We start from the raw sequence: 17,244 nt of genomic DNA on the forward strand, positions 1-17,244 counted from the left end.
GGCACACCGCCGCGCCCCGGTGCAGGGGCACCGACCGGCACGATCACGACGAGGGAGCGACAATGCGAGCGGATTCCACGCTTCGGAACCTGGACCGTCCTACCGTGGAGTTCTGCCGTGGCCCTGTTGAACCTCGGAATCGTCGCCCATGTTGACGCCGGAAAGACCAGCCTGACCGAACGCCTGCTCTACGAGGCGGGCGCCGTGTCCCGGCTCGGCAGCGTCGACGCCGGCACGACCCGCACCGACTCGATGGAGTTGGAGCGTCGCCGCGGCATCACCATCCGGGCGGCCGTCACGTCGATCACGATCGGCGATCTGCGCATCAACCTGCTGGACACCCCCGGCCACCCCGACTTCATCGCGGAGGTCGAGCGGTCGCTCGCCGTGCTGGACGCCGCCGTGCTCGTGGTGTCGAGCGTGGAGGGGGTGCAGCCGCAGACCGTCGCCATCTGGCGGGCGCTGCGGCGCACCGGCGTACCGGCGATGGTCTTCCTCAACAAGGTGGACCGGCGCGGCGCCGACGTCGACCGGGCGGTGGCCCAGATCCGCCGGCGGCTCGGCGCGCGACCGGTCATCCTCACCACCGTCGCCGGCCAGGGCGGGCGCGACGCCCGGGTGCGGGCCGTGGGCCTCGACGCCGGACCGGTGGTGGAGGCCGTGGCGGACGTCGACGACGCGGTGGCCGCGCGGTGGCTGACCGACGAGCCGGTACGCGTGCGCGACGTCCGGCGCGCGATCCGGCACGCGGTACGCCGCGACGCGCTCACCCCGGTGGCGTGCGGCTCGGCGATCACCGGCGCCGGGGTGCGGCAACTGTGCCACCTCCTGGCCGACCTGCTGCCCCGGGGCGAGCAGGTCGACGGTCCGCCGGTCGGCACCGTCTTCGCCGTCGACCGGGACGGGCACGGCCGGCGGGCCTGGCTGCGGCTGTGGTCCGGGCGGCTGCACGTCCGGGACCGGGTGCGGTTCGCCGGCGCCCGCCCCGAGACGGTCACCCAGATCGCCGTCATCGAGCCCGCCGGCGTCCTGGTGCGTCCCTCGGTGGCCGCCGGGCAGATCGCCGCCGTGCGCGGCCTGTCGGCCCGGATCGGCCAACACATCGGGGAGCCGCCGCGGCGGCACGCCTACCGGTTCCCGCCGCCGACCCGGCAGGCGGTCGTCGAGCCGGTCGAACCGGACCAGCGCCTGGCGATGTTCGCCGGCCTGGCCGAGCTGGCCGACGAGGATCCGCTCGTCGACCTGCGGCTCGACGAACACCAGGCGGAGGCGGTGATCCGCCTGCACGGTGAGGTCCAGAAAGAGGTGCTGGCCGCGCTCATGGCGGACCGGTACGGCGTGCGGGTGCGGTTCTCCGGCACGCTGACGGCCTGCATCGAACGGGTCGCCGGCACCGGGATCGCCGAGGAGCGGGTACGCGAGCACGGCAACCCGTACCTGGCCGGGCTGGGACTGCGCATCGAGGCCGCCCCGGTCGGGCACGGCATCGAGTTCCGCCCCGGCGTCGAACCCGGCCGGCTCCCGCCGGCGTTCGTCGCCGCCACGGAGGAGGGCGTGCGGGCCGCGCTCCGGCACGGCCGGCACGGCTGGCCGGTCACCGACTGCGTGGTCACCATGACGGCGTCGCAGTACTGGCCCCGGCAGAGCCGGCCGCACCAGAAGTTCGACAAGTCCATCTCGACCGTCGCGGCGGACTTCCGCAACCTCGCCCCGGTCGTGGTCGCCGCGACACTCCGCCAGGCCGGCACCCGGGTGTGCCAACCGATCGAGCGGTTCGACGTCAACCTTCCGCAACACGCGGTGGAGACGGTGATGGCGCTGCTCGGCCGGCTCGGAGCGGCCGTGCACGACGTCGCCGGCGCCGACGGATATCTCGAGGTGCACGGCACCCTGCCGTCGGCGCGGGTCCCGCACGTGGTCGCCGCGCTTCCCGACCTCACCGGTGGCGAGGCCGTGCTGACCACCACCTTCGACCACTACGCGCCGCTCACCGGCGAGGAGCCGGACACGTTGCCCCGGCGCGGACCCGACCCGGACGATCGGGAGGCATGGTTCCGGGCCGTGCCGCGGTAGGCCGCCGCGCCACCGTACGCCGTCACAGGTGCCGGGCGACCGAGGGCGCGTCGCGGTCGGCGCGGAAGAAGCGCGTGACGGCCAGCCGGGTCGCCCGGGGTCGGCTGCCGTCCGCGCCGATCTCAATCAGCAGGTCCCGATCGGCGCGGTCCGCGGCAAGCGTGCTCAGCAGCGACCGGCAGGTCCGGCCGGTGTCGCCGGTCGGGTCGGCCGCCCAGTGCGCCAGCAGCGCCGCCAGCACGTCGGCCCGCAGCCCCGGATCATCGGTGCTCCACAGCGTCCCCGTGGTGACCAGCAGCTGCCCGGCGGCGACGGCCCAGCCCGGCTCCACCAGCCGGCTCCGCAGCAACGCGGGTGGCACCCCGGCCCGCTGGAACACGTGCGCCCCGACGAACGGAGATCTGGTGGTGTTCATCAGGGACATCCAGCCGTCGGGACTCAACTGCCGGGTCAGCGGTCCCGCCGCCAGGTGGTCGACCAGGCTGGGCCAGACCGGGACCAGGGCGTGCCGGTCGGCGCGGAACAGGTCGGTGGCGAGCAGCAGGTCACGGATCCGCTGCGGCCAGTCGGCGAGCTGCCGTGCCGGCGGGTGGGGCGCGTGCGTCGCCGTCCACTCCGCCACCGCGGCGACCGGATCGGTGCCCGCCACGGCCGCGGTCGCGGCGACCTCGACCAGCTCGGTGTGCCGCCCGGCCAGCCAGTCGGCGACCGCCGGGCCCTCCGGCGGATGGTCGCGCAGCGCCGCGCAGGTGGCGTCCAGGTGGCCCCGGCCGCCGCGCAGCAGGGCCCGCACGAAGTTGTCGAGCAGCGCCGCCGGGCCGGGCGGGCCGACCGGGTCGTCGCGCCGGTCGCGCCACACCAGCGCGGCGACGGTGGCGATCAGCGGGTTGCGCACCGGGTTGGTGATCCGCTGGGTGTGCGTCCAGGCGAGGAAGCCCTGGGCCTCGTCGTGGTCCGGGAACCACCTGCGGGCCAGCGCGGTGACGTCGGCGCGGGTGAACGGCGCGAGCTGGTAGGCGGGATAGTCCGCCCCGAGCGTGGCCAGCTCGTTGGCGTCCAACGGCCGGGTGGTGACCAGGATCCGGTACGGCGGCGCGGGGGAGCGGCCCGCCGCGGCGAGCCGGTTGAGCACGTCGCTGCGCTCGTCCGGGTCGGCCACGGCGTCCACCCCGTCCACGCAGACCAGCCAGCGTACGCCGGGCGGCGTCCGGCGGAAGTCCGGCGGCTCGCCGTACGTGGCGGCCAGGGCGTCGGGCAGCGCGTGGCGGACCAGCGCGGCGGCCGGCAGGCGTACCAGCACCGGGCCGCGGGGCCGGCGCCACCGGTGGCCCCGGGAGCGGAGCCAGCGCTCGGCCGACCGGGCGCTCTCGTACGCGACAAGCGTGGTCTTGCCGCTGCCCGGCTCCCCGACGAGCAGCACGTGCCCGGCGCCGCTGAACAGCTGTCCGGCGTCAACCGTCTCCTCGGGGCGACCCAGCCGAGGCGCCACCCGGCGGGGCACGTACACGTCGGAGAGCGGGCGCACCTGCTCGCCGAAGCGGTGCGGGTGGACGACCCCGGCGTCGGCCTCCCGCTCCCACAGCCCGGTGAGCGTCGCCGCCCAGCCCGGTCGGCGCAGGTGCCGGTGGACGGCGACGGCGGCGCCGGCCACCGCCAGACTGCTGCTCACCACGCTGGCGACCTTGGCCCAGAGATCCAGGGTCATCGGCGCTCCGACGCCGGTCCGTCGGCGCCGTGCGCGGCCCCGCAGTCCTGGCAGTACGCCCCGGTCTGCCGCTCGCCGCAGTGCGACCAGGGCGCGACCGGAGACGACGGCGTGGGCGGGCGGCGCTCGTCGCCGTCCGCGCCCCACCGGGTGGTGGTGTGCGCCGCCACCCGGGACGGCTCGGCCCGCCGCCAGTCGACGTCCACCTTGAGCCGGACCAGGCCGGCGGCGGCGTCGTGCACGTCCACGATCCGGGCGATCCGCCGCACGTCGGCGTCCTTGCCGGCGTCGTGCGCGAGCGCCACCGCCCGCCCGAGCCGCTCCTCGGCCTCGCCGATCCGGCCCGCGCGGGCCGCCGCGAGACCACTGTGGAACGCCGCGGCGTAGTCCTGCTGCCCGGTGTAGAAGGCGACGCTCGGGTGGATCTCCGAGTTGCGCAGCGTGTCGTCGGTCCACTCCACCGTCAGCGGCACCTCCACCGTGGCCGCGCCGGCGTCGGTGTCCGTGCTGAGCCAGCCGATCCGCCGCCGGGTGCCGGCGGCGAGCGGGTCCACCTCCAGGCCCAGGTGGTAGTCCCGGTGGTCGTGCGGGCTCCAGGCGCCGATCGGGTACGCGGTGGCCAACTCGCCGTCCGGCACGCCCCGCCCGGTGAGGTCGGCGATCGTCGGGTGCACCTGCTTGAGGAACCGGACCCGGGCGAGCTCGGTGGTGCGGACCCGCAGCCGCGCGTTCGCCACCCGCCGGGCCAGCGCGCGGGTCAGGACCGCCCGGAACTCGTCGCCCAGGCCGGTGAGATCCTCCACCGGGACCACCGGGTTCGCGCCCAACGCCTCGGCGATGCCGAGCAGTTCGGCCGCGTCCCAGTCGTGCACGCCGTCGGCCGAGCCGATCGCCCGGCAGTCGACGGTGAGCTGCCCCTCGCACTCGCCGACGGCGGCCCGCAGGTCCTCGGGACGCTCGGTCTCGTTGCGGCCGTCGGTGAGCAGGATGGCGTGCCCGATCGCGTCCGGCCGGGTCGCCAGCAGCCGCCGGGCCAGCCGCAGCCAGGTGCCGATGGCGGTGCCGCCGTGCGGGGAGAGGGACTGCAACGCGCGGCGGGCGGCGGCCCGGGTGCGTTCGTCGGCGACCGCCAGCCGCTCCTCGCCGGGGAAGACCATGGTGGCGGCGCCGGTGCCGGCGACCACCGCGAAAGCGACCCCGTCGGGCAGCGCGTCGATCGCGGCGACGCCCGCCTGCCGGGCGGCCCGCATCTTGGCCTGCGGTGCGCCCATCGACCCCGACGTGTCCAGCAGGATGACCTCGGCCAGGCCGTCGTGGCGTACGTCCCCGGCCGGTTCCGGGCCGCGCACGGTGGCGATCACGTCGAGCACCGCGCCGTCCGCCGGCAGATATTCCGCGTGGTGCGCGGTGACCGCGAGCGGTCGGCCGTCGGCGTGTTCCATGGGAGCCGTCCTTCGTCTCAGGGCCGTCGGGCCGCGGTCACCACCACGTCACCGGCCGGTACGCGTTGGCCAGGTCCACAAGTTCGATCCGGTCCCGCCGGTCGGCGGTGCGCCGGGCGCGGGAGCGGCACCGGCGCTCGAAGGCGCGGCGCAGGCTGGTGTCGTCGAGCGGTTCCCCGAACAACCGCCGGCCGGCGTGCGACGGGTCGGTGAGGTCGCAGTCGAGCGCGATCCGCAGGATGTCCGACTCGACGGTCTCCCGCTCGGCGAACGGCGGCAGCTTGTCCACGATCGTGGCCGCCTCCAGCGCGGTGGCCAGCCGGCGCCCGTCGTCCGGCGCGTCGCGCAGGATCCGCACCGCGCAGGCGACCGCGTCGGTGCCGGCGCGGGACGACTCCGGCACGCTCAGCAGCGCGTCGGCGGCGCCTCGGGGGTCGTCCGTGGCGAGCCGGCACCGGGCCAGCCCGAAGGCCGCCGCCAGCACGCCCCGGTCGGTGTCCCACACGCCCCGGTAGTGGTCGGCGGCCTCGTCGGGGACGTCGGCGAGTTCGCAGGCGACCGCGTACGCCAGCCGGGTGGAGACCTCGCCGGGCAGCCAGCCGTACACCTGCTCGAACCAGCGCCGGGCGGCGTCGGTGTCCCGACCGACCAGGGCGACCAGGCCGCGGTGCCACCACAGCGCCCAGTCGCGCCGGTCCTCGGGGAAGTCGGCGAGTAGCGTGCCCGCCTCGGCCACCCGGCCGGCGGTGAGGTGGGCCCGCACCGCCCGGTAGACCACCTGCGCGGTCCGTTCGGGGGCGGTGGCCAGCAGCTCGATGAGTTCGTCGGGGTCGGCGGGGCCGAGCGAGGCGAGGAAGCCGGCGGCCGGGTCGGCGCCGTCGACGAGCGGCGCCGGCAGGCCGAGCAGCACCTCCACCGGGTCCACCGGCCCGTCGGTGTGCAGGGCGAACGCGCAGGCCGAGGGGCTGAACAGGGTGGACCGGCTGGGTCGGGGCTCCCCGTCGGCGGCCGAGGCGGCCTGCCGGCGTACCCCCCGGACCTGTTCGCGCATCTGCGCGGCGGACCCGAACCGGTCGGCCGGGTCGGCCGCGGTGGCCCGGGCGAGCAGGCGCATGAACGGGTCGAGCCGGGCCGGTGTGGGCAGCCGCCGCACGGCCGGGCCGGCGGGGATCCGGGACACGTCCACCGACCGGGTGACCAGGGTCAGCGCGGCGAGGGTACGCCCGACGGCGTAGATGTCGGAGCGGATGCTCGGCCCGGCGGCGCCGAGCCGCTTGACCTCGGGGGCGGTGTATCCCTCGGTGCCCCAGGCGGGGCTCACCCGATTGTCGATCTTCCGGGCGGCGCCGAAGTCGACCAGCTTGATCACGTCGGCGCCGACGCCGCCGACCCGCATGACGTTCTCCGGCTTGAGGTCGCAGTAGAGCCAGCCCTGGTCGTGCAGGTAGCCGAACGCGTCGAGGATCTGCGTGCCGTAGTCGAGGGCCTGGGCCACGTCGAGCGCGGCGGGTCGCCCACCCGGGCCCGCCGTGGCGCGCGACTCCTCCAGGGTGCCGCCGTTGACGAACTCCATCACCAGGTAGCCGGTGTCGTGGTGCGCCTCCGGCCGCAGCGCGTGGGTGATGGTGACGATGCGCGGGTGGTTCAGCGCGATGAGCGCCTGTCGTTCCGCGACGAACGCCGCGACGGCCTCCCGGTCCTCCGGGTTGCGCTGCCCCTTGAGCACCCGCCAGGCGCCGTCCATGTCCTGGTCGCGGGCGAGGAACACCCAACCCACACCGCCGTTGCCCAGGCACCCGGCGATCTCGTAGCGGGAGGCGCGCACGTCGCCGACGGCGAGCGGCGGGGTGAACGAGTAGCGGGTGCCGCAGTCCGGGCAGTGGCCGCTGAGCCGGGTCAGCCGGGTGCGGCAGGTGGTGCTGGCGCAGATCCGGGCGGGTTCCGGCACCACCGGCTCGGCGAGCACGGCGGTCAGCGGGTCCCGGGGCCGGGCCGCCGGGAGCAGCGTCGCGACCTCCCAGGGCTGGGACGACACGGGCTGGGACGACACCGGGACCGGGCGGGGCACGACAGGTGTCGGAGCCGCGCCGGCGCCGGCGCACTCGTGCCCCCACAGCCGGCAGAACCCGTCCGCGTCCACTTCGCCGGGGCAGTGGCGTTCCGCGCATCCCTGACGCGTCCCGGTCATCGGGCTCCTCCGTTCACGGCCTGCTGGTAGGCACGGACCGCCCGGCTCGCGGCGGCCACGCCGAACGTCGCGGGGCGCAGCCCGGCCACCGCGTCCCGGTAGGACCGCTCCAGGTCGGGGTGTTCGGCCCGGCCCTCGTCGGCGGCCCGCTGCCGGTATGCCTCGAGCCGCCCGCTCAGCTCCCGGTGGCACCGGACGCGCAGGCTGCGCCGGACCGCGTCGACCCGCTCCAGGTCCCGGTCGAGGGCCGCGCCGAGGGCCTCGGCGTCGGTGTCGGGCCGGTGACCCGGGTCGGCGGCGGCGAGCCGGTCGAGCAGCCCGTCGGCGGTGAGCGGGGCGAGTGGGTCGGCGACGTCGCCGAGCCCTTCGGCGGCGGCCTCCGCGGCGAGGCGGCGCAGCCGGTGCAGCGACGACCGGAGTCGGCGTCCCCGCTCCGCCAGCCGGTGCGGGTCCGGCGTCGGCTCCTCCGGGGCCGGGGCCGCGACCAGCCGGCGGATCCCTTCGGCCTGGTCGGCGGCGTCCTGGACGATCCGGGCGACCCGCAGCTGCTCGACCCGGACCTGGTCACCGGTGGCGGCGGTGAACCGGACCGGGCAGGGCGCGGCGAGCAGCCGGGCCAACGTCGCCTCGTCCGCCGGTTGCGCCGGGTCGAGCCCGGCCAGGTCCTCCTGGCGCCGGACGAGCGCCAACGCCAGGCAGTGCAGCCGCAGCAGGTGCTCCTCGGCCGCTCGCCCGGCCGGCCCGGGGTCGGCCGGCGGAAACCGGCCGGCCACCGCGCGCTCCATCTCCTCCAGCAGGTCGCAGACGCGCGCGTGGGCGACCTGGAAGGCGTGCAGTCGCTCCCGGACGGTCGGCATCGGTCGGCCCCCTCAGTCCGTCGGGGCGGGGGCCGGGCGCGGCGGCGGCCAGGTGGTGACGGGTTCGCCGGGCGAGGGCATCATCGGCGTCCGCGCGCCGGTGACCGGGTCCCGTACCGCGTCCGGATGGTCGGCGAGCCAGTCGCCGTGTGCCCGCAGCCACTCCCGCCGGGTCTCGGGCAGGGCGAGGGCGTAGTTGACGAAGGCGGCCAGCTCCTCGTCGTCGAGCCGGAACGCGAAGGCGTGCGGCTCGTCGGTGAACCAGTCGCACTCGTCGCTGAGGTTGTGGTCGCAGTATCGCTGGTCCCGGCGGGGTGGCTTGGTGACGAGCGCGGTGTCGGGGGCCATCTGGGCGAAGCCGCGCAGGATGTTCTCGTCGGTGCTGACGCCGTCGACCTGGCCCTGGCGGAGCATCACCAGGCAGTCGACGGAGTGCTCCGCCGCCACCGGCACCAGCCGATCGCCGCCGGCCGTCCGGTAGCGGCGGATGGCGTCCAGCGAGGTGGTGTTCCGGGCGGCGCAGACCCGCCGCCCGCCCATCGCCTCCACGCCGGCGAACTCCGGCCCGCCGTCGCGGGCCCGGACCAGCACCGACTGCCCGGAGTCGAGGTAGTCGTTGGAGAAGATCACCTGCTCGGCGCGTTCGCAGGACGCGGTGAGCGACGTGGCCACCAGATCGATCTGGTTCTTGTCGAGCATCTGGAAGGCGCCCTGGCCGGGCGGCACGACCACGAACTCGACCCGGTCGCGGGGGTCGTCCTTCGGCCAGAGCGCCTTGACCACCCGCAGCAGCAGGTCGATGTTGAATCCCTCGAACTGCTGGTTGGCCGAGTTCCAGTGGCTCATGGTCGCGTCGGACGGGTCGACGCCCGCGATCAGCCGCTGCGGCTCCCGCTCGATGATCCGCCTCGGCCGGGTGGCGCTGGCCGGCAGGCTGCGCCGGACCGAACAGATCGGGGTCGCCTCGCCGGCGGGGGCGAGGGTCTGCGCGCCGGGGGGACGGGCCGCCGGCGCGGGGGTGGTCGCCGCCGGCGCGCTGCACCCGGCCAGGGTCGCCAGCAGCGTGCCGGCGAGCAACGCCCGGACCGCCACCGGACCTCCTCCGTGGGTGTTCACTGGTATTCCAGGTAGCGCTGGCGCAGGCCGGCGACCACGCCGCCGCCGGCGAGCAGGACGACCCAGGCCGCCGCGCCGCCGAGCGGGCGGGGCGCCGCGGGCAGTCGTTCCCGCGCGGCGTCCGCGCGGGCGGCGTCCGCGCGCAGGGCGTCTTCCAGGTCGATCTTCGCCGCCTCGAATGACCGGCCGACCGGCCCGTCGCGCAGCACCGTGTCGACGGCGTCCCGGAACGCGTCGGGGGTCCTGCTCTGCCGGGCGGACCAGACGTCCTCCAGGGCCGCGCAGTCGATCGGCGCGGCCCGGCCCGAGGTGGGGGAGCAGAGCTTGCGGGCGTCGAAGTCGGCCCGGTGCCCCGCCGGGTCGACACTGGCGCCGAGGCCCAGATAGAGGTCGGCGCGCCCGGCGAGCAGGTCACCGAGGCGCTGCTGGCTGGTGCTCTGCGCCGCGATGGCCGATTCCAGGTCGTCGAACCGGCCGTCGGCGGCCGGCCAGTGCCACCACGACGCGACGAGCATGGCCAGCGCGGCCACGGCCGCGCCGGAAGCGAGCAGCAGCCCGGCGTTCAACCGCCGCCGGGTTCGGCGACGCAACCAGAGCTGGGTGGCGACGAGCGCACCGAGCAGCGCCAGTGGCGTCAGCACCGAGGCGGCCACCCAGGGCCGGGCGTCGGCGCGGGCGTGCAGCAGCCGGCGCGTGTCGTCGTCCCAGAGCCGCTGGGCCTCGGTGAGCAACTCGGTGGACATGTAGTGGGACGCCTCGCGGGCGTACGCCGAGGCGAGCACCGCGCGGGCGGCGGCCGACCGGGCCGCTCCGGCCGGACCGGGACCGCCGGCCGTCGCCGGCGTCGCCGGGCAGGCCGCCGAGGTGTCCGGGCCCGCGCCGCCGGTGGCGTCCCCGCCGGCGGTGGCCAGGGCCGCGCAGACCACGCCCCGGTACACGGTCAGCCGGGAGCCGATCGCGGCCAGCCGGTTCAGCCGGTCCGGATCGTTGACCGCCTCGCCCGTGGCGTCGGTGAGTTGCCGTTCGACGCGGCGGACCGCGGTGTCGTAGTCGGTGCGCAGCGCGCTGCGCCGGGTCTCGTCCGGCGGGAGCAGGAAGACGGCGCTGGCGGCCACGTCGGCGTCGGCCAACCCTTGGTAGATCTCGCGGGCGGTGGTGCTGGTGGCCATGGCGACGCCGACCGCGCGTTCCCCGAGATTGCCGGCCGGGGCGCTGGACCGCACGGCGACCACGGCGGTGACGAGCAGCGCCAAGCCCAGCCCGACGCCGTGCAGCACGATCAGCGCCGGGGTGCTCCGCACCGTCCTGTTCGGCATCCGCGGTCCCTTCCGGCCAGGCTTCCGCACCTCCACTGTAGAACTCCCTGCGTCACCGGGCTAACACGTGAGCAACCGATGTCGGCGAGTGATCAGCCTCGCAGGGTAGGTCAACAATGCGCAGCGCCATGTCCGGTATCCGACCGGCCGGGCGGCGTCAGGCCAGGTGCACCGCCAGCTCGCGCTTCAGCACCTTGCCGCCCCCGCCGAGCGGGAAGGACGGCAGGAACTCGACCCGCCGGGGACACTTGTACCCGGCGAGGCGGTCCCGCGCCAGCGCGACCAGCTCCGCCGCCAGTTCCGGTCCGGCCGAGAAACCGTCGCGGACGACCACCGCGGCGCACACCTCCTCGCCGAGCCGGTCGTCCGGCAACCCGACCACGGCGACCTGCCGGACCGCGGAGTGCCGGCTGAGGACCTCCTCGATCTCGCGCGGGTAGACGTTGTGGCCGCCCCGCAGGATCACGTCCTTCTTCCGGTCGACGATCGTGAGATAGCCGTCCTCGTCGAACCGACCGAGGTCTCCGGTGCGCAGCCAGCCGTCGACGACGGTCCCGGCCGTCGCCTCCGGCAGATTGAGATAGCCGGCCATGATGTTGTGCCCGCGCACCACGATCTCGCCCACCTCGCCGTCGGGCACGAACGCGACGGTGTCGGCGCGGTCGGCGTCGGCCACCCGCACGTCCACGCCCCAGATCGGGCGGCCCACCGTGCCCGGCTTCGTCGGCCACCATTTCTGGTTGTAGGCGACGCAGGGCGACGCCTCGGTGAGCCCGTAGCCCTCGTACACCTCGCAGCCGAAGGCGGCACGGATGGCCTCGAGCGTGGCGACGTGCAGCGGCGCGCCGCCGCTGAACACGCGGTCCAGCCGATACCGGCCGGCGTCACCGGGCGCCATGGCGGCCAGCATCGTGGTGAACATCGTCGGCACGCCCATGAACAGCGTGCACCCGTGCTTCTCGATCAGGTCCAGCGCCCGCGCCGCGTCGAACCGTCGCATCAGCACGACCGACGCGCCGGCCAGCAGGCAGGTGCCCAGACCGCAGATGAGGCCGAACGAGTGGTAGAGCGGCAGGGCCCCGAGCAGGACGTCGTCCGCCGTCACGTCGAACGGGGACACCCGGGTGACCATGATGTTCATCGTCACGTTGAGGTGGGTGAGCATCGCGCCCTTGGGCCGCCCGGTGGTCCCCGACGTGTAGAGGATGATGGCGATGTCGTCCGGCCGGCGCGGCTCGTACGTGTTCAGCGGCGGCGCCGTGCCGACCAGCTCCACCTCGGTGAGCGCTGGCACCCGCGCCGCACGTGCCGCCTGCCCCGCCTCGGCGATCAACGCCGCCGCGCAGATCAGCAGCACCGAGCCGGAGTCGGTCAACGTGTACTCGACCTCCGCCGGCCGGGCCGACGTGGCGACGGGCACCACAGTCGCTCCGGCGGCCCAGATCGCGAAGCACGCCACCGGCAGGTCCGGGGTGTTCTCCAGCATCACCGTGACCGCGTCGCCCGGGCGGACCCCCCGCGCTTTCAGCGTCCCGGCGGCCCGGAGCGCCCGCTGCCAGAGGTCGCCGTAGGAGACCTCCTCGTCCTCGGTCACGAGCGCGGTGCGCCGGGGGCCGCGGGCGGCGGACTCGGCGAGGATCGCGGCCACCGACATCGTCAGCACGGCCGGTGGCCCCGCACGACCCGGGCGGCGGAACCCTCGTCCGTCGTCACTCCGTCGCCTCCGCCACCAGATGTCCCGCGTTGGCGCGGGGCAGCCCCAGCTCGTTCCAGATGTCGTCCAGGGCGTCGGCGAAGCGGAGGATCTCCGCCTCGTGGTGCGTCGCCGACGGCGTGGCCCGCAACACGGCCTGACCCGGCCGGACACTCGGCGCGTCGATCGGCTGCACGTAGATGCCGTGGCGGTGCAGCAGGATGCTGGAGGCCGTCCGGCAGTTGGCCTCGTCACCGACGAACACCGAGACGATGTGCGACATGGCCGACACGTAGGGGATGCGGCGCTCGTCCAAAAGCCGGTGCGTGACCGCGGCGTTGTGGTGCAGGATCTCCCGCTCCGTCTCCGACGTGGTCAGGTGACGCACCGCCGCCAGGGCGCCGGCCGCCATGGCCGGCGGCAGCGACGTGGTGAAGATGAAGTACGGCGAGAACATGCGCACCGCCTCGATCAACGGTTCCGGTCCGGCGACGTAGCCGCCGACCGTGCCGAATCCCTTGGCGAGCGTGCCCATGATGACGTCGAACTGGTCCTGGATGCCCTCCTGCGCGGCGATCCCGGCGCCGCGCGGGCCGTACATGCCGACCGCGTGGACCTCGTCGAGGTAGGTCAGGGCGTGGTGCCGACGGGCGAGGTCGGCGATGTCGGCGAGTGGCGCGACGTCACCGTCCATCGAGTAGATCGACTCCATGACGATCATCTTCGGCCGGTCCGGATCCACCGAGGCGAGGAGTTCGGCCAGGTGGTCGACGTCGTTGTGTCGGAAGATCCGCTTCTCGGCGCGGCTCTGCCGGATGCCGTCGATGATCGACGCGTGGTTCTTCTCGTCCGAGAAGACGACGGTGCCGGGAACGCGGCCGGCCAGGATCGCCAGGGCCCCGGTGTTGGCCGTGTAGCCGGTGCTGAACAGCAGGGCCCCGTCCTTGCGGTGCAGCGCGGCGAGTTCGGCCTCCAACTGGATGTGGTACCCGTTCGTGCCGCTGATGTTGCGCGAACCCCCGGAGCCCGCCCCGTTCTCGTCCACGGCGCTCTTCACCGCGTCGAGCACGATCGGCGCCTGACCCATGCCCAGGTAGTCGTTGCTGCACCAGACGCTCACCTCGGCGCTGTCGGCGGGCAGCATGGGCGCGTTGGCCCGGGGGAACCTGCCCGCGATCCTCGATATCTCGAGGAATTCGCGACGGCCGTGCGACAGCGCGTCCATCTCGGTGGAGATGAGCTCAAGGAGATGTGTCATGGGTATCGGGCTCCCTTACTCGGCCTCGGTGGGTAGGTATGACCAGGTGGCGACGACAGCCGCTGTGCCGGATGATCACGCGCCGCGCATCTGGCGCAGGGCTTGCGCATCCGCCTTGCCGAACTGCGTCGTCGCGAGATCCGACACCAGTTCGATGACCGCCGGAACGTGCAGGGGAGACATCTTCTCGGCCACGAACTCGGCCAGCTCCTCGGACGTGAGGTCGCCGTGTGCGGCGCGTGGCTGCACGTACGCGCAGATGGAGTCACGCAGGTCGGCGTCGCGGACCTTGATGACGCTCGCCCGGGTGACGGCGGGGTGCAGCAACAGCACGCGCTCGATCTCCGCCGGGTAGATCTTGATGCCGTCGGTCTTGACGACGTGGTACAGGCGGTCGACGAGGTACAGGTAGCCGGCGTCGTCGAAGTATCCGATGTCGCCGGTGTGGAACCAGCCGTCGCGCAGCGCCTTCTCCGTCCGCACCGGGTCGAGGAAGTACTCCGTCATCATCCCGGGGGTACGCACGCACACCTCGCCGGGGACGTTCGCGTCCAGGTCGGCGCCCGTCTCCGGATCGCGGATGACCACCTGGACGGTGGGGATCGGGCGTCCGGCGCTGGCGAGGAGGTTCTTGTCCCGGTGGTCGGCGGGGGTCAGCGCGGAGATCCGGCGGCTCTCCGTCGTGCCGTAGTACTGGACGAAGATGAGACCGAACCTCTCGACGGCCCGCTCGATGCGGGCCGGCGAGATCGGGGTGCCGCCGTACATGACGAGGCGCAGGCTCGACGTGTCGACGTCGTTCAGGCGCGGGTGGTCGAGGATCTGGTACAGGTGCTGGGTGGCCCAGAACGTGCCGCCCACGCGCTCGCGCTCGATGGTCTCGAGCACCCGGCCGGCGTCGAACTGCTCGTGCAGGAGCACGACCCCTTCGTGCGCCAGCACCGAGTCCACCGAGATGCCGGCGTTGCTGAGCGGGATCGTGACGAGGTAGCCCGACGGCCCCAGGTTCATGCTCTTCACCTGGTTCATCGCGCCGACGGTCTCCCGGTGCCACGAGCCGTAGCTGCGGCAGATGCCCTTCGGCTTTCCGGTGGTGCCACTGGTGTAGATGATGGTGGCGGTGTCGCCCTCGACGATCGGCCGGGGCTCCGGCAGGCCGTCGTCGTTCGTGTCGCCGGCGGACAGGTCGGCGTCGACCGGCGCGCCGTCGGAGCCGTAGGTGGCGAGCTTGAGTGGACCCTTGACGGCGTCCCGCAGCCGGCGGGCGACATCGAGACTCTCGACGTCCACGGCGAGCAGCGTCGCGCTCACCTCGTTCAGGATGTCGACCTGCTGGCTCTCGGCCAGCGACTCGGCCGCCGAGTTCGCGTTCACCGAGAGGATGTGCACCAGGCGCGCACCGAGGAGGTGGGCCGCGTAGCGGGTGTAGATGATGGTCGGGCTGTTCGATGCCGACAGGGCGGCGACCGTGTGGGTGCGGTCGATGCCCAACTCCTGCATCCGGCGGGTCGCGGCCACCGTCGAGCGCACGAACTCGCCGGCGGTGATGCTCTGGTCCCGCCACTTCACGACGACCTCGTCCGGGCGGCTGGCCAGCGAGTCGAGGATCCGCATCACGTAGTTCGGGCAGGCCGACTCGGCGGCGGTTCGGTCCATGGGTACCTTCCCTGTTCTTGTCGTCAGCGTCGCCCGATCGGTGTGGGCACCAGGTATCCACGGAGGGCGGTGGGTGGAGGCGGTGCGGTGCGTGCGCGGGTCACCCGCAGATGGTCAGCGTCACGTCGAAGATGGAGAGGTTCACGTTGGTGTAGCCGCGCAGGCTGAACTTCCAGGAACCGGTCTTGCCGAGCATGTCGCCGGCGGTGCCGATCAGCGGAATGGTCTGCGGCTTCCCGGCGACCGCGTCCGCGATCGAGATCGGCACGGTGCCGAAGAGCGTGCCGCCGCTGGGCATCTGCACGGTCACCGCGAGCCACTCCCAGAGCGTGCCGTCGACGGGGTTGGTGTAGACCAGCGCGGTGCCCTCGCCGGTGACGACCAGCTCGCCCGCCGCGTTGTAGACGTCGTCGTGGTAGACGACGGTGTCGCCGTCGGTGGTGCCCGGCGCGCGGCCGTCGTGCTTGGTCAGGTGGGACTGGTCGGTGAGGTCGGCGGTCACCGCGCACGGGCGGAGGTGTGCGGCCGGGACCGCGGACGCCACGGAGCCGCCCAGGACGGCGGTGGTGGCGCCGCCGAGAACGATCGCGGACAGCAGGGCGGTGAGCCGCTTCGGCCTTGGCTTGCGCATGAGCGTCAGTCTCCTTCGCATGGTGGCCGGCCTCCCGGGCATCTGCCCACCGGTGCGGCCAGCCTCGGTGACGACGCTTGCCCCGGCCTTGCAGCCGCCTAAAGCGCGCCCAAGGCGGCCCGGCCGCGCGACGGGCGGAGCCCCGCACGCGCCTGGCGGGGCACCTCAAGGTGCCCCGCCAGGGAGGACGTGCCCGTGCCGCCGCCGTGGCGGTCAGCCGCAGAAGGTCGCCGTCACGTCGAAGATGGACAGGTTCGGGCCCTCGTAGCCGACCAGGCTCCACTTCACCGCGCCGACCTTGCCGACCGTGTCGCCGGCCGTGCCGACCACCGGGATGGTCTGCGGATTACCGGCGACCGCGTCCTCGATCGCGAACGTCGTGGTGCCGAAGTACGTGCCGCCGCTGGGCATCTGGATGGTGATGGCGAGAAACTCCCAGAGCGCGCCGCTCCTGGGGTTGGTGTAGACCAGCACGGTGCCCTCGCCGGTGAAGACGACGTCACCGGCCTTGTTGTAGACGTCGTCGTGGTAGACGACGCTGTCGCCGTCGGTGGTGCCCGGGGCGCGGCCGTCGTGCTTGGTCAACTGGGAACGGTCGGTGAGGCCGGAGGTCACCGAGCATCGCTTCTTGCCGTGCCGGGCCGGGACCGCGGACGCCACGGAGCCGCCCAGGACGACGGTGGTGGCGCCGCCGAGAACGATCGCGGACAGCAGGGCGGTGAGCCGCTTCGGCCGTGGCTTGCGCATGAGCGTCAGTCTCCTTAGCAGGGTTGGCCGGCCCTGCGTGAGACGGAGCCGGCTCGGAGGCGGTACGGCACCCGCCGTACCGATGCCGATCGTGTGTGGCGGCGCTTAAGCGCCGCTAACCCGGCCGGGTCCGGACGCCGGAGCGCCGACGTGGCATAGGGGACGGACGACTTAGGGGCGGGCTAGGGGTGCTGGCCGGCGAGGGGCGTCCCTACGGTGAGCGTGTCCTTACCCGAATGATGGAGGTCTGATGAGCGTCGCGGGAACCTGGCAGCTGATCATCGACAGCCCGATGGGCAAGCAGGAGGGCGAGGTCGTCCTGCACGTCGACGGCGATGACGTCACCGGCACCCTGACCAACAAGACGATGAACCAGCAGTCCGAGATCTTCGACGGCCACGCCGACGGCGACACGGCCACCTGGAAGATGGAGATGGCCCTGGTCAAGGTCACGCTGACGTTCAACGTGACGGTGGACGGCGACACCATGACCGGGAAGGTCACCGCCGGCCTCATCGGCGGGTTCAACCTTGAGGGCAAGCGGGTCTGACACCTGACGCGC

At 74.0% G+C, this 17,244-nt stretch carries 13 protein-coding genes; 2 read left to right on the forward strand and 11 right to left on the reverse strand.

The annotated features are described in order from the left end of the window. Positions 1–117 precede the first annotated feature (117 nt). Positions 118–2,073: a TetM/TetW/TetO/TetS family tetracycline resistance ribosomal protection protein gene (locus tag O7613_RS07480; protein ID WP_282292938.1), complete on the forward strand. Its 1,956-nt coding sequence runs from the start codon at positions 118–120 to the stop codon at positions 2,071–2,073. Between the two features lie 22 nt (positions 2,074–2,095). On the opposite strand, the gene O7613_RS07485 is transcribed toward O7613_RS07480, so the two are convergent. From O7613_RS07485 to O7613_RS07535, 11 genes are all read right to left on the reverse strand, one after another. Then, entirely contained in the window at positions 2,096–3,778 is a 1,683-nt protein-coding gene (locus O7613_RS07485) for an NACHT domain-containing protein (RefSeq protein ID WP_282292940.1), read from the reverse strand. Next, positions 3,775–5,220, reverse strand: a complete 1,446-nt coding sequence (locus O7613_RS07490; protein ID WP_282292941.1) for a VWA domain-containing protein — start codon at positions 5,218–5,220, stop codon at positions 3,775–3,777. Before O7613_RS07490 ends, O7613_RS07485 begins: the two co-directional genes overlap by 4 nt. Before the next feature lie 37 nt (positions 5,221–5,257). Continuing rightward, complete coding sequence (locus O7613_RS07495) at positions 5,258–7,408, reverse strand: serine/threonine-protein kinase (RefSeq protein ID WP_282292942.1); 2,151 nt, start codon at positions 7,406–7,408, stop codon at positions 5,258–5,260. Beyond that, positions 7,405–8,265: a hypothetical protein gene (locus tag O7613_RS07500; protein ID WP_281583491.1), complete on the reverse strand. Its 861-nt coding sequence runs from the start codon at positions 8,263–8,265 to the stop codon at positions 7,405–7,407. Before O7613_RS07500 ends, O7613_RS07495 begins: the two co-directional genes overlap by 4 nt. A gap of 12 nt (positions 8,266–8,277) precedes the next feature. Continuing rightward, positions 8,278–9,357, reverse strand: a complete 1,080-nt coding sequence (locus O7613_RS07505) for a transporter substrate-binding domain-containing protein (RefSeq protein WP_282292943.1) — start codon at positions 9,355–9,357, stop codon at positions 8,278–8,280. Positions 9,358–9,377: 20 nt separating this feature from the next. Next, entirely contained in the window at positions 9,378–10,697 is a 1,320-nt protein-coding gene (locus tag O7613_RS07510) for a hypothetical protein (protein ID WP_282292945.1), read from the reverse strand. A gap of 157 nt (positions 10,698–10,854) precedes the next feature. Continuing rightward, positions 10,855–12,351, reverse strand: coding sequence for a long-chain fatty acid--CoA ligase (locus O7613_RS07515; RefSeq protein ID WP_282294504.1), 1,497 nt, complete (start codon positions 12,349–12,351; stop codon positions 10,855–10,857). 55 nt (positions 12,352–12,406) lie between these two features. Beyond that, on the reverse strand, positions 12,407–13,648 hold the full coding sequence (gene hemA / locus O7613_RS07520; RefSeq protein ID WP_281583488.1) for a 5-aminolevulinate synthase: 1,242 nt from the start codon (positions 13,646–13,648) through the stop codon (positions 12,407–12,409). Between the two features lie 75 nt (positions 13,649–13,723). Continuing rightward, a complete protein-coding gene (locus O7613_RS07525; RefSeq protein WP_282292946.1) occupies positions 13,724–15,304 on the reverse strand; it encodes an AMP-binding protein in 1,581 nt (526 codons plus the stop codon). A 100-nt stretch (positions 15,305–15,404) separates the two neighbouring features. Continuing rightward, complete coding sequence (locus tag O7613_RS07530) at positions 15,405–15,935, reverse strand: hypothetical protein (RefSeq protein WP_281583486.1); 531 nt, start codon at positions 15,933–15,935, stop codon at positions 15,405–15,407. 213 nt (positions 15,936–16,148) lie between these two features. Continuing rightward, a complete protein-coding gene (locus O7613_RS07535) occupies positions 16,149–16,682 on the reverse strand; it encodes a hypothetical protein (RefSeq protein ID WP_281583485.1) in 534 nt (177 codons plus the stop codon). Positions 16,683–16,932: 250 nt separating this feature from the next. Between O7613_RS07535 and O7613_RS07540 the strand changes: the two genes are divergently transcribed. Further along, positions 16,933–17,232: a hypothetical protein gene (locus tag O7613_RS07540; RefSeq protein WP_282292948.1), complete on the forward strand. Its 300-nt coding sequence runs from the start codon at positions 16,933–16,935 to the stop codon at positions 17,230–17,232. The last annotated feature ends 12 nt before the right edge of the window (positions 17,233–17,244 follow it).

It is taken from the genome of Micromonospora sp. WMMD975, assembly GCF_029581215.1.
Taxonomy (GTDB): Bacteria; Actinomycetota; Actinomycetes; order Mycobacteriales; family Micromonosporaceae; genus Micromonospora.

Excerpts from the sequence above, each read along its gene's own strand:
- O7613_RS07525 (WP_282292946.1), bottom strand. The coding sequence starts at position 15,304 with ATGGACCGAACCGCCGCCGAGTCGGCCTGCCCGAACTACGTGATGCGG.
- hemA (WP_281583488.1), bottom strand. The coding sequence starts at position 13,648 with ATGACACATCTCCTTGAGCTCATCTCCACCGAGATGGACGCGCTGTCG.
- O7613_RS07515 (WP_282294504.1), bottom strand. The coding sequence starts at position 12,351 with ATGTCGGTGGCCGCGATCCTCGCCGAGTCCGCCGCCCGCGGCCCCCGG.
- O7613_RS07500 (WP_281583491.1), bottom strand. The coding sequence starts at position 8,265 with ATGCCGACCGTCCGGGAGCGACTGCACGCCTTCCAGGTCGCCCACGCG.
- O7613_RS07510 (WP_282292945.1), bottom strand. The coding sequence starts at position 10,697 with ATGCCGAACAGGACGGTGCGGAGCACCCCGGCGCTGATCGTGCTGCAC.
- O7613_RS07535 (WP_281583485.1), bottom strand. The coding sequence starts at position 16,682 with ATGCGCAAGCCACGGCCGAAGCGGCTCACCGCCCTGCTGTCCGCGATC.
- O7613_RS07485 (WP_282292940.1), bottom strand. The coding sequence starts at position 3,778 with ATGACCCTGGATCTCTGGGCCAAGGTCGCCAGCGTGGTGAGCAGCAGT.
- O7613_RS07495 (WP_282292942.1), bottom strand. The coding sequence starts at position 7,408 with ATGACCGGGACGCGTCAGGGATGCGCGGAACGCCACTGCCCCGGCGAA.
- O7613_RS07540 (WP_282292948.1), top strand. The coding sequence starts at position 16,933 with ATGAGCGTCGCGGGAACCTGGCAGCTGATCATCGACAGCCCGATGGGC.
- O7613_RS07530 (WP_281583486.1), bottom strand. The coding sequence starts at position 15,935 with ATGCGCAAGCCAAGGCCGAAGCGGCTCACCGCCCTGCTGTCCGCGATC.
- O7613_RS07490 (WP_282292941.1), bottom strand. The coding sequence starts at position 5,220 with ATGGAACACGCCGACGGCCGACCGCTCGCGGTCACCGCGCACCACGCG.